We start from the raw sequence: 12737 nt of genomic DNA on the forward strand, positions 1-12737 counted from the left end.
AGCGGACATGTTGAGCCAAGAAGCAAGTGCCGTGGTGGCGTCATTTGGTCAGCAACCAGGTGTCACACGTGAGCATCTGGACAACTTCAACCGGGTCCTGAACGATTCGCCCGAGTTGACCCGCCAGATCAACGAGGCGGTGCAGAAAAAGGTGCTGAAAGGCTTCGCGCCGTTAAATGATCCGCATGCGGGAGGCACCTATGATCCACGCGATCAGGAAATTCACCTGCCGCTTGCAGCGCTGGTGAATGATGCCAACGGCAAGCATGCAGCAGCAGGCGATCTGACTTTCGTCTTGGGGCATGAAATTCAGCATAGCCTTTACAGTCCCACTGCTGCGCTTGCGCGGGAACAGTTCAAAACAGAGGCAATAAAAATTGCCCGTAGCACGCACGATTACACTGCTGCTGGCGAGAAGGTGCTGGCCAGTAACCGTGCGGACGAAGCAACGGCCGAAATAGCCGGATGGAACGCTATCGTGAGCGCGGCCAAGAGTCGTAATCCTAATCCTACGCTTGAAGATGTGTACCTGTTTGCGGATGGTCGGGCCAGAGATTTCGTCACGCGCAGCGGTTATCCAAGCGTCTATACGCCCAAGGCAAACCTGACGTTCAATAGCGACCTGACGTTGTCGCCCACGGCGGCTAATGTCGAGGCAATGGGAGTGAATTACTTCGACAAATCGGTCAAGGACACCCGTATCGGTCATGCGGGCCAGTCCGACTGCGTCAACCATTACGGTCCGTGGGTGGTTGGCACAGCCGCCATCTACGAGCGACACTACAACAAGTCAAAGCCCGGCGAGCCGGAGCAGCCAATGATCCTGGACATGCAGCGCCTGGGATTCAAAGAAGAAATTTTGGAGCACAACGGCGTTGACCTGGGCAGCGACACCCGTCCCATGCCATACCTGGACAGTAGTACACAGCCGCCAACCCCTGGGCTCTTCCAGCACAGCAAGGACACTCACCTGCACATCTCGCCGATTTCTGCCCAGGCGCTGGAGCAGGAGCTGCGAGAGCGCGATCCGCAATCGCCGGGGCCGTCGGCACAGCTTTTTCCGTCAGACCCCGGTCATGCGGATCACTCGCTCTACCAACAGATCAGGAATGGGGTGCAAAAGCTCGATGCCCAGCATGGCAGGGAGTGGGATGCATCAAGCCAGCGCATGACTGCCAGCCTGCTTGCTCTGGCAAAAGAGGAAGGGTTGTCGCGGGTGGATCATGTGGTGCTCAACAACCCAACGGCTCAGCTGGCGGGCGGCGAGAAGGTCTTCGTCGTTCAGGGCGCCCTCAACGACCCGGCTCACCAGCGTGCCCATATGTCGACCATGGACGCCGTGCAGACACCAGAGACCCAGTCGTTCGATCGTCTGCAGGCAATCAACCAAACCCAGGCCCAAGCGCGCGAACAGCAGCAGGCGCTGGAGCAGTCCCAGCAAGCCGTCAGCCAGGCTGGTCCGTCGGTGACGCGCTGAGTGTTTCGCAACGAGATAACGGGGTCAAAATAACGGTTCAAATAACGGTTCCAGGTTCTGAGGTTTCCCCACATTTCCTCCTGGCAAATCAATCACTTGCGACGTAATTGCCTGGAAGAAAGTGCGCGCATGGCGCAATCTTCAAGGTGACTAAGCCAGAGAAGGTTGACGACCATGCGCGCCAGCGAAGTATTGCAGAAGTGCCTGCCCAACTCACTGTCCGGGATGCATGCGTTGCGCGAACGCGCGTTGCTGCATGCGGTCGAGGCGTTGTTGCACGGACGCAGGCTGACACTGATGGACATCGCACGTTCGTGGCCGAGCGCACTGCGGGTGCGCGCGCCGCTCAAGGCAGTTGATCGCCTGTTGAGTAATCGCAATTTGCAGGTCGAGCGATCAGTGATCGACCACGAGATGGCGCACTGGCTGCTGCGCGGCGCGCAGCCGGTAATCGTCATCGACTGGAGCGATCTGAAGCCAGACAAATCGTGGTGTCTGCTGCGCGCAGCGGTGCCGGTGGGCGGCCGCACGCTTACCTTGCTGGACATGGTAGTGCCAGGAAAGCAGCAGGGATCGCCTGGTGCAGAAAGACGCTTCTTGCAACAACTGAGGGCACTGGTTCCGGACGATGTTCGCCCGATCCTGGTCACTGACGCCGGCTTCCGGACACCGTGGTTCCGCGCTGTATCGGCCATGGGCTGGTGTTGGGTTGGGCGACTGCGCGGGCGCACGCAAGTCAAGCCGCAGGACGTGCGGGATGAAGCAGATCAGTGGATCGACAGCCGGAAACTGCATGTGTTGGCGTCCAATCGTGCATGCGAGTTACCGCCGATGCAGGCCAATCGCAGCGATCCACTCGATTGCAGGTTGGTGATTTACGCCAAGGCACGGCAAGGGCGCAAACAGTGCAATCGCCGCTCACCCGCCAAAGTCTCGCGTGCGTCATCGAGTCTGAAGGCCGCAGCGCGCGAGCGCGAGCCTTGGCTCATCGTTGCATCCCCGCAGCTGCAGGCGCCCAGCGCAAAGCAGTTGGTCAATGTGTACGCACGACGGATGCAGATCGAGCTTGCATTTCGCGATCTGAAATCACATCGCTACGGCCAGGCGCTGGAAGACAGTTTGACCCGACGCGGCGAGCGACTGCAGATCCTGCTGCTGATCAATACGTTGGCTGCATTCGCCAGCTGGTTGGCGGGGCTGGGATGCGAAGCGACCGGTATCGCCCAGTGGCTGTCTCCTCGCAACAGCACACGCAAGCTTTACTCCACGCTACGCATCGGCCGAGAAGCGCTGGTCAGGCAGTGGCCGATGGAACCCGTCTCACGGTGGATAGGGCGCTTGCGCGCACTGCCTGCGGCAGTGCGCGAGCAGATGACGCTTACGGTGTAAAACGTGGGGATACCTTAGTTCCAGGTTCAGTTCCACGGCAGCCTGACCGTCGCCAAACTATCGCGCCCGTGCCTGCGCGCTTGGCGACATAGATCGACAGCGATGCTAGTACTGAAACGACAACGGCCGCAGTACGCGGCCGTTGTCGTCAGATCAGGCAGCCAGGATCGTCTTGACGATTCCCGATTCCCGATTCCCGATTCCCGATTCCCGAAAATCAATGATCGCTGGAGCGCAATCCGTCCGCATCCAGAATCAGCGCCATCCGGCCGTCGCCGATTAAGGTGGCGCCGGCGTAGCCGGGTAGGCCGCGCAGGGCGTGGGGTAGTGGTTTGATCACGGAGCGTGATGGGGTCAGGTGCAATTATCAGGCGGGTGTTGGCGCAGGTGGATGTGCCGGCCAAGGCGCGCAGCGTGCGGTGATGATGCTGCGGCTGCCAGATGCCCTGCGATTGACCTCAGTGCCGCATGCCACTAGCGTCGCAGCCACACCAGCGCATAACGGACGCTTCATGATCGCGCGCCCCCTCTACGCCTTGCTCGCCACCCTGGCTCTGGGAGCTTGCGCCCACGCGGCGGGCGGCGCAGCTCCGGCAACCGTCAAGGAGACATCCGCCTTGAGTTCATCCAGCCCTGCCACTGTGCCGCCTGACAAGCCCACTGCGGAGGGTTTGCTTGGCCAGCTGCTTGCGTTGATCAAAGGCAGCCAGACCATTTCCGACTTCACTCCCGAGCGTCTGAAGTCGGCAATGGGGCAGGTCGTTCAATTCGTAAAAGATGATGAACCCCTATACCGTGCTTTTGGCCGGCTCACCAAAGAGTGGAGCTACGGCTTTGGTGTTGATGAAACCAAACTCGATGGACGCTGGTTTGAATTCCGTTTTGATCGCAATGTGGCCGGTGCATCGCCTTCAATGACCGAGATCTGTCGTCTGGACTTCGACCGCTTCACCCAGCAGCTTGAGTTAATGGGATTTGCGCGCGAGCGCAACATCGTCGAGGACGGCCGCTGGATGAGTGATTTCTACACGCGCCCGGGGATGCGTGTAGAGGTTTTCCCAAGAGGTGAAGCTGCGGAACCGCAAGAGTTGGTGGCGCACAAATGCGTCGAATGGGTCTACATCCGATAAGCTGAGGTAGCGGACATATCACTCAGCCCTGGAGTTGTCAGGCCTCATAAAGCAATGCGTGCATAGGGCATTGGGGGTGGTTGAGAGGCGTGCATGACACGATGACATTGAAAAACTGTCAAAATTCCCCCTGCAGCACCAACACTTATTGGAGAAAGGCCGTGCCCCTTGCAAACGATCCAATGCGCTTTGCACTCACGGCATTGATTACCTGCCTGATCGCTGGCTGCAGCCTGCAACCGCCGCCTGAAAACGTGCCTATCGCAAAGGAGCAGATAGAGATGAGAACGGTCGTCCCGTTGGTACGGAGTTTGACCCCACATGATCGTGGGCCTACAGAGCTGGAATTCGATGTGCCCGCACTGCCCGACGACGCGACTCCTCCCGTTTTCATCGGTGTGCGGATCACCGGTGTCGATCCAACTGCCGTCTCCCAAAGTGCTGACAGGCTGATTAGCGCTGGTGTTTCGGCCGAGCTCCACTTGGAGCGTATTGAACCATCCGGTCCGGTCTCCGTGGAATTGCAGCGTAGTCAGCGTGTGGGGGTAGGTCAGCAGGCGTCCATTCCCTTGTCAGCTGATGGTATGGCTCCTGGTCTGTTCGCTTTTGATGCGGACGGTACGACGCTGCAAGACGCCGGTTTGTCTACTGAACAGACCGCGTCCAGGGAGTTGGCGTTCGGCTATAGCAATGCTGTCAAGCCAGGCCGTTATCGGCTCAAACTGCGCTTTGATCAGAACGCCGAGGCGCTGGTTGCGGCTAATGCGCAACTTCTTGTCGCTTACACCTACAAAGGAAAGTAAGGGGAATGAGCATGGATGATCATGAAAAGCGCTATGCAGTCACTGTCTACGTCGCTGCCGCAGGTACGCCGTTGATGGCCGGAGGCACATCCTTCGGTGGCCATATGTATTACTCGATTGACGACGGAGCGACTGTCAAAAGTTATGGGTTTTCGCCTATCAAACATGGCGAGGCTAGCGGGCCAGGGAAAGTTTCTTTCAATGACGTCGACACCTATCAAAAGCCGTATTACTCACGCACGATGGAGATCGATAAGGCGCAGTATGACAAGCTGGAAGCCTTCGGCGTAGCCCCTGCAAAGCATGGGTTCAATATGGAATATCACGGTGCTAAGAATAGTTGTATCGACTTCACGTGGGATGCGCTCAACCACGCTGGACTGCACCGGAAGACAAAAGACGGAATCGATAAAGGCTTCGAGGGGGATATCAGGCCCGTAGAAAACGTAGATGATATCAAGAGCATTTCTGCTCCTTTGCCTAAAAGTGAGTTGAATAAGGAGCACATCAATCCGAAGCCCAAGCAGGAACTTTGGCAGAAGGTGATTGGTGAGGCGCAGCCGCCCGGTGAGCAGGTATCTCCACTACAGGAAGCAACACAGCTCGCGAGAGTGCTGCCAACAGATCCGCTGCATCACCAAGCAGAAGAGGCCGTTCGCCGCCTTGAGCAAGGTCTCGGCCGCGAGTACGACGACAACGGTGCACGGCTGGCAGCAAGCAGCGCGTATTTAGCCAAAGAGAACGGGCTGTCGCGAATCGATCATGTCGTGCTGAGCGAGTACACCAAGTCCGTGCGGCAGGGCGAGAACGTCTTCGTTGTGGAAGGTGCGTTGAACGATCCCGCTCACAAGATGGCGCATATGATGACGAGTGATGCGATTGCGCAGCCCGTCGAGCAATCCTTGGCGCAATTACAGGCCTTGGGCGAAACTCAGCGCCAACAGCAATCCCAGCAGCAGGAGCAACAGCGAGAGCAGTCGATTGCGCCTCAACACCGGATGGTGTGAGAGCTAGTGAAGTAACGGTTCTGAAATAACGGTTCCAGATTCAGTTCCACGGCAGCCTGGCCGTCGCCAAACCATCGCGCCCATGCCTGCGCGCATGGCGGCGTAGATCGGCAGCGATGCTGGTAGTGAAACGACAACGGCCGCAGTACGCGGCCGTTGTCGTTAGATCAGGCAACCAGGATCGTCTTGCCGAATCCCGAATCCCAATCCCCAATCCCCAATCCCCAAAATCAATGATCGCTGGAACGCAGCCCATCCACGTCCAGGATCAGCGCCATGCGGCCATCGCCGATCAGGGTGGCGCCGGCGTAGCCGGGCAGGCCGCGCAGGGCGCGGGGCAGGGGCTTGATCACCACTTCCTCGCGGCCGCGGACCTGGTCCACCACCAGGCCGAAGCGGGTTTCGCCGGCCTGCAGCAGCACCACGGTCAGCAGCGGCGGTTGTTCGGCGGGCACGCCCAGCCAGCGGCGCAGGTCGATCAGCGGCAAGGTGTGCGAACGACGATCGAGCACGGCGCGGCCGTCGAACCAGCCGAGCGAGGACTGCGGGGCATGCAGCACCTCAACCACGCGGGCGAGCGGCAGGGCATAGACCGCTTCGCCGGCCTGCACCAGCAAGGTGGGCAGGATCGCCAGGGTCAGCGGCACGCGAATCATGAAGCGGCTGCCGCGGCCCAGTTCGGACTGGATCTGGATCTGCCCGCTGAGCTCGCGGATACGCGATTGCACCACGTCCATGCCGACGCCGCGGCCGGAGATGTCGGTCACCTCGGCCTTGGTCGAGAAGCCGGGCATGAAGATCAGATGCAGGCACTCGTCGGTGCTCAGGCGCGCGGCGGCTTCTGCATCGATCAGGCCCTTGTTGCGGGCGATTTCGCGCAGGCGCTCGGGGTCGATGCCGGCACCGTCGTCCTGGATTTCGATACTGACGTAGTCGCCTTCCTGCTGCGCGGACAGGCGCACGTGGCCACTACGCGGCTTGCCGGTGGCTTCGCGCAATGCCGGTGATTCGATGCCGTGGTCGATCGCATTGCGCACCAGGTGCACCAGCGGGTCGGCCAGGGCTTCGACCAGGTTGCGATCCAGCTCGGTCTCCGCGCCAATCAGCTCCAGTTCCACTTCCTTGGATAGCGTGCGCGCCACATCGCGGGCCACCTTGGGAAAGCGCGAGAACACCTTGCTCACCGGTTGCATGCGGGTGCGCATGACCGCGGTCTGCAAGCGGGCGGTGGCGATGTCGAGCGTGCTCACCGCGCGGTCGAGTTCTTCGTCGCGTAAGCGGGTGCGCAAGGTCTTGAGCCGGTTGCGCGAGAGCACCAGTTCGCCGATCAGGTTGACGATGGCGTCCAGGCGCTTGGTATCCACGCGCACCGTCTGTTCGGCTTCGGCGCCACCGCTCTTGGCTGCGGCCTTCGGCGTGGCCTTGGCACCGGCGGCGGCCGGTGCCTGGCCGGCGGGCACCGCGGCGAGCGCAGCAGCCTTGGGCGCGGATTTCACCGCCGGCGGGCCGCTCTTGGCATCGAACTGCGCGATCAGCGACGCCGGTGCATGCGGCACCGGGTCACCCGAGCCCATCGCATCGAGCATGGCCTGCAGATAATCCAGCGACTGCTGCGCGGCATCGAAGTGATGCGCCTGCAGCACCGCCTGGCCGGAGCGCGCCATGCCGAGGGTTTCTTCGGCGGCGTGGCACAGCTCCACCATGGGCTTGATCGCCAGAAAGCCGGCGCCGCCCTTGAGCGTGTGGAAGCCGCGGAACACCGCGTTGAGCTGGTCGGCTTCGTCTGGCGCCTGTTCCAGCGACACCAGCTGTTCGCCGAGGCGATCCAGGATTTCCTGGGCCTCGACGATGAAATCGGCAGCAATATCGTCTGGAACAGCACTCATGGTTACAACCCCAATCCGGACAGCAGGTCGTCGGCGTCGTCTTGCGACACCGCGTGACGGTCCAGGCCCTTGACTGCAGGACCGGCAAGACCGCCGTCGTCTTTCTTCGGCTCGGTGCTTTTCGGCGGCAGGCCGAGGGCACCAAAGCCTTCATGCACGCGCCGCACGATGCCGGCCACGCGCCGAATGATCTGGCCGCTCAGGTCCTGGTAGCTCTGCGCCAGCGACAGCTCGGTCAGGTTGTGGCGCATCTTGTCCATCAGCGCGCCCTGGTCCTGGTTGAGACCACCATCGCGCAGCTGGTTCGCCAGCAAACGGCATTCTTCGACCAGATCCAGCGTGCGATGGCTGGCCTTTTCGGTCATTTCCACCACGTGGTCCAACCGCGAGCAGGCGTCGTCCAGCTCGCCGGCTTCTTCGGGCACGGTGGGCAGTTCGCCCAGGGCCTGGCCCAGTTCGCGTGCAAGCCGGCTCAGGCCCTGCATCATCGGACGGGTGCGCAAGGCGGCGAGGTGGTCGACCTCGCGCTTCCAGGCGGCTTCGTCACCGCTTTCCAACGCATCGAGCGCGCCCTGCAGGCGGTCGATCAGCGCGGCGCGTTCGGCATTGGTGTCCACGGTGGCGTTCATCAGGCGGTCGCCGCCAGACGTTCGAACACCTTGCCCAGCTTTTCTTCCAGGGTCTGGGCGGTAAACGGCTTGATGATGTAGCCGTTCACGCCGCACTGGGCGGCTTCGATGATCTGTTCGCGTTTGGCCTCGGCGGTCACCATCATCACCGGCAGGTGCTTGAGCTTGGCGTCGGCGCGGATGTTGCGCAGCAGGTCGATGCCGGTCATGCCGGGCATGTTCCAGTCGGTGACCACGAAATCGAACGGGCCCGCGCGCAACGCAGCCAGTGCGCTGTTGCCGTCTTCGGCCTCTGCGGTATTGGTGAAGCCGAGATCCGCCAACAGATTCTTGACGATACGGCGCATCGTCGAGAAGTCGTCCACGATCAGGATCCGCATGTTCTTATTCACATCAAGCTCCTAACACGAAAAAATTAATCGTCAATTTCGACACCGGCATCTGCCAGCTCGAAGACTTTGAGGCGGCCGCGCAAACGCACCACGGCCTGGCCATGGATCTGGCAGACGCGCGACTCGCTGACACCGAGCACGGCGCCGATTTCCTTCAGGTTCAATTCCTGTTCGTAGTACAGCGACAGCACCAGCTGCTCGCGCTCGGGCAACTGGCCAATGGCCTTGCCCAGCTCGCGACCAAACTCGCCGCGCTCCATCATCTGCTGCGGATTGGGGCCACCCTTGGCGGTGGTGTCCAGTTCGCCGTGGTCTTCGATGCGCGATTCCAGGCTCAGCACCTGGCCGCGTGCGGCGTCTTCCATCAGGCGCAGGTAGTCGGGCAGCGGCATCTCCATCGCGGCGGCCACTTCGGTGGCGGCGGCGGCGCGGCCGGTGTTCTGTTCGATCTTGCGCACGGCGGCGGCGGCGTCGCGGGCCCGGCGGTGCACCGAGCGCGGCACCCAGTCGCCCCGACGGATCTCGTCGATCATCGAGCCGCGGATACGGATCGAGGCATAGGTTTCGAACGAGGCGCCCTGGTCGGAGTCGTAGCTGCGCGAGGCTTCGATCAGGCCGATCATGCCGGCCTGGATCAAATCGTCCACTTCCACGCTCGCCGGCAGGCGCGCGGCCAGATGGTGGGCGATCCGGCGCACCAGGTCGGCGTGCTGGGTGACCACATCGTTGGCGTTATTGCGTTGCACGGCACGGTACTGGGCCGTGGCGGTCGTTGCGGTGGCGGTACTCATGCGGCCACTCCCCGTTGGATGATGCGTTCGACGAAGAACTCGACGTTGCCGCGCGGCACGGTGGGGGCCTGCCAGCGCGAGGTACGGCGTGCGATTTCGGCAATGGCCTGTGCCGAGGGACTGGCCGGGTAGGCCTTGATGACCGGTTGCTGGCGCTGCACCGACAGGCGCAGCCAATCGTCCTGCGGCACGTGGCCGAGGTAGTTCAGCGAGACATCGCCGAGGAACTTTTCGCACACCCGCGAGAGCTTGTCGTACAGCAGGCGGCCTTCGTTGGGGTCGCGCACCATGTTGGCGATGATCTGCAGGCGGTCCACGCCGCGTTCGCGCGAGAGCACCTTGATCAGCGCGTAGGCGTCGGTGATCGAGGCCGGCTCGTCGCAGACCACCACCACGGTGTCCTGGGCGGCCTGGCAGAAGGTCAGCACGCTGTCGGTGATGCCGGCGGCGGTGTCGATGACCATCACGTCCAGGTCGCGCTCCAGTTCGGAGAACACGTTGACCAGGCCGATGTGCTGGGCCGGGGCCAGTTCGGCCATGTGGCGGCGACCGGAGGCGGCCGGCACCACGAGCACGCCGCCGGGGCCTTCGATGATCACTTCGTCCAGCGTGCAGCGGCCGGCGATCAGGTCGGCCAGGGTGTACTTGGGCGACAGGCCCAGCACCACGTCCAGATTGGCCAGGCCCAGGTCGGCGTCGAGCAGCAGGGTGCGCTTGCCCATGTCGGCCAGGGCCACCGCCAGGTTGGCGGAGATGTTGGTTTTACCCACGCCACCCTTGCCACCGGTCACGGCAATGGTGCGCACCGGGCCCAAAGGCTCGGGACGGGTCGCCGACAGGGGGAAGGCGTTGGTCAGCTTTGCGTATTCACGCGACTGCATGGTTGTGCTCCGGAGTACAGGGCTTATCGGCAGCGCGCCGCAAATCTTCAAGGCGAAGAACGAGACTGGCGGCATTGGCACGGTGCAGGTCATCGGGGACGCGTTGTCCGTCGGTGACCCAGGTGATCGGCATCTGGTGATCGACGACCACCGACAGGGCGCTGCCGAAGCGTCCGGTCTCGTCGAGTTTGGTCAGCACCACGCCCTGGGGCTTGGCATGGGCGAAGCGGCGCACGACCTCGTCGAGGTCGGAAAAATGGGCGTTGGCGGGCAGCACCAGCAACGAGGTGACCTGGCGGGCGGCGCGCAGCCAGTTGAGCTGGGCGGCCAGGGCGCGGTCGCGCTGGCCCATGCCGGCGGTGTCGATCAGTACCAGCTTGTAGTCGCGCAGGCGCTCGAGCAGCTCCAGCAGGCTTTCGGCGCTGTCGGCCTCGTGCACGGCGATGCCGAGCTGGCGGCCGTAGCTGTGCAGCTGTTCGCGGCCGCCGACACGCTGGGTGTCGGTGGTGACCAGGGCCACGTCGCGCGGGGCGTGCTGGGCGGCGAAGCGCTGGGCGAGCTTGGCGATGGTGGTGGTCTTGCCGGCGCCGGTCGGGCCGACCAGGGCGATGACGCCGCCCAGTTCCAGCGGGTCGACCGGGGCCACCGGCAGGCGCTTGGACAGCAGGCCCAGCATCAGGCCACGGCCGCGGTGCAATTCGGTGTCGGCCGGGATCTGCAGGGCAACATCGCGGATCAGGCCGGCGTCGAAGCCGTAGTCGTCCATCAGCTCCAGCGCCTGGGCACGCACCGGCGAGCCGCGCAGGCGTTCGTCGGTGAGGCGGTTCATTTCGCGCTCGATCATCTGGCGCATCAGCGCCAGCTCACCGCGCAGCTGCTTGAGTTCTTCGTCGTTCTGCGGCGCCGGGGCGGCGGCCTGCACGGCGGCCAGGGCGACCGGCGCCACCGGGGCGACGACCAGCGGCGGCAGCGCGGCCGGCGGCAGGATCTGCGGCAGCGCGTCGTCCAGGTCGAAGCCGTCGTCGACCAGTTCGTCGTCGTGGTGGTGTGCGATCGCGACCGGTGCGGCAACAGCGGCCGGAATCGCCGGGACCGGCGCGGTGGCGACGACCGGGGCCTGCAGCGGTGCACGCGGCACCGGCGGGGTGGTCAGGAATTCGGCGAACAGCTGCTCGGGCAGTTCCGACAGGGCGTGCTCGGGCTGCTGGCGCATGGCGGCAGCCGGTGCGCTCTGCACGGCGACCGGCATCGGCGCGGCAGCGCGGACCGGTGCAGCCGCCGGGGCGGGGCGCGGCACGCTGACCGGCTGGCGCAGGGCCATGGCGGCGATCATTTCTTCGGCGGCACTGGCCACGCGCTGGCGCTGGGTCATGCCGACTTCGGCGGTGTCGCGACGCGGCACGTGCACCGGGGCAGGCTGGATGGCCGGCGCCTGCTGGACCGGAGCCGGCGCCGCGGCGGTGACCGGCACGTCGGAGCGGGCGGTTTCCAGGGCGCGCTGCACCAGTTCTTCGTCGTAGTTGCTGGCGGCGACGATCTCGACGCCTTCGGCGGTACGGCGGTTGGACAGGATCACCGCGTCCGGGCCGTGCTCTTCGCGCACCATGCGGAATGCGGTGCGCATGTCCGGGGCAACAAAGCGTTTGATCTTCATGCGAAGTGCCTCCAGGAACAGGACCCGACGGACGCCGTACGGGTGCGGGTGAAATGTGGGTGTGTTGCCAGCGTCATGAGGTGCCTGTCCCGTTCGTTCGTCCAAGTGCTGCGTCCCGCCCCGCAGCGGTGTGGCTGTCTGCGGTCTCGCCAGAGCTAATGCATGCGGTGTGCCAAAACGCGGCGCCGGGGTTCCGGCGCGTGGATTTGGGGGATTGGGACGGAGGCAGGGCTGGGGGTTTGGCCTGGGCGGAAGTGGTCAAGTCACTGGATTGATTGACGTTTTTCCGGGGCGGCGATGTGGTGGCGACGCCTTGCGGGCAGAGCCGCTGGTGGGCTGTACGTCGAACGTTGAGCGATTGGAGCGCCTGGAAACGGCCAGCGCCCTGCAATCGATTGGAGGTTCGGACCAGTGGCGGGTTTCCGACGCCGGGTTTTGGCATTCGATTACCGGTTGGCAGGCATTGCCGGCGCGTAGAGGGAAGGGGCGGGGCGCCGGTCAATGCGTAGGAGCGCCCTTGGGCGCGATGGGCGTTCCCGGTAAAGCCCATGGGCGTTCCCGGTAAAGCCCTCGCGACCGAGGTCGCTCCTACACAAGCGTGTTAGCGAGATTGTTGGCCGATCGCGCGTGGTCGGATCGCCGGAATGCCGTAGGAGCGCACTTGTGCGCGGGGGCGTTCCCGATGAAGCCCTATGGGC

General features: G+C 63.3%; 11 protein-coding genes. 5 read left to right on the plus strand and 6 right to left on the minus strand.

Annotated elements, in window-relative coordinates; genetic code table 11:
• Positions 1-7: 7 nt before the first annotated feature.
• From XCC_RS09870 to XCC_RS09890, 5 genes are all read left to right on the plus strand, one after another.
• Positions 8-1477, plus strand: coding sequence for an XVIPCD domain-containing protein (locus tag XCC_RS09870; RefSeq protein WP_195919096.1), 1470 nt, complete (start codon positions 8-10; stop codon positions 1475-1477).
• A gap of 174 nt (positions 1478-1651) precedes the next feature.
• Positions 1652-2866 carry an IS4-like element IS1481A family transposase gene (locus XCC_RS09875; RefSeq protein ID WP_011035386.1) on the plus strand — a complete coding sequence of 405 codons (1215 nt, stop codon included), beginning with the start codon at positions 1652-1654 and terminating at the stop codon, positions 2864-2866.
• Positions 2867-3378: 512 nt separating this feature from the next.
• Complete coding sequence (locus tag XCC_RS09880; protein ID WP_011037067.1) at positions 3379-3996, plus strand: hypothetical protein; 618 nt, start codon at positions 3379-3381, stop codon at positions 3994-3996.
• 101 nt (positions 3997-4097) lie between these two features.
• On the plus strand, positions 4098-4799 hold the full coding sequence (locus tag XCC_RS09885; protein WP_228442179.1) for a hypothetical protein: 702 nt from the start codon (positions 4098-4100) through the stop codon (positions 4797-4799).
• A gap of 104 nt (positions 4800-4903) precedes the next feature.
• Complete coding sequence (locus tag XCC_RS09890) at positions 4904-5806, plus strand: XVIPCD domain-containing protein (RefSeq protein WP_068574067.1); 903 nt, start codon at positions 4904-4906, stop codon at positions 5804-5806.
• 230 nt (positions 5807-6036) lie between these two features.
• Here the strand turns inward: XCC_RS09890 and XCC_RS09895 are convergent, their stop codons facing one another.
• The 6 genes from XCC_RS09895 to flhF are packed head-to-tail and all read right to left on the minus strand — an operon-like array spanning position 6037 to position 12039.
• The gene (locus tag XCC_RS09895; protein WP_011037070.1) at positions 6037-7692 is read right to left on the minus strand and encodes a chemotaxis protein CheA; all 1656 of its coding nucleotides are present in this window, start codon (positions 7690-7692) and stop codon (positions 6037-6039) included.
• 2 nt (positions 7693-7694) lie between these two features.
• Entirely contained in the window at positions 7695-8321 is a 627-nt protein-coding gene (locus XCC_RS09900; RefSeq protein ID WP_011037071.1) for a protein phosphatase CheZ, read from the minus strand.
• Entirely contained in the window at positions 8321-8713 is a 393-nt protein-coding gene (gene cheY / locus XCC_RS09905) for a chemotaxis response regulator CheY (protein WP_014507662.1), read from the minus strand. Before cheY ends, XCC_RS09900 begins: the two co-directional genes overlap by 1 nt.
• Positions 8714-8736: 23 nt before the next feature.
• Positions 8737-9504, minus strand: a complete 768-nt coding sequence (locus XCC_RS09910) for an RNA polymerase sigma factor FliA (protein WP_011037072.1) — start codon at positions 9502-9504, stop codon at positions 8737-8739.
• A complete protein-coding gene (locus XCC_RS09915) occupies positions 9501-10385 on the minus strand; it encodes a MinD/ParA family protein (RefSeq protein ID WP_010374294.1) in 885 nt (294 codons plus the stop codon). The genes XCC_RS09910 and XCC_RS09915 overlap by 4 nt, the downstream gene beginning before the upstream one ends.
• Complete coding sequence (gene flhF, locus XCC_RS09920) at positions 10372-12039, minus strand: flagellar biosynthesis protein FlhF (RefSeq protein WP_011037074.1); 1668 nt, start codon at positions 12037-12039, stop codon at positions 10372-10374. Before flhF ends, XCC_RS09915 begins: the two co-directional genes overlap by 14 nt.
• Positions 12040-12737: the final 698 nt, after the last annotated feature.

Source organism: Xanthomonas campestris pv. campestris str. ATCC 33913 (assembly GCF_000007145.1).
Classification (GTDB): domain Bacteria; phylum Pseudomonadota; class Gammaproteobacteria; order Xanthomonadales; family Xanthomonadaceae; genus Xanthomonas; species Xanthomonas campestris.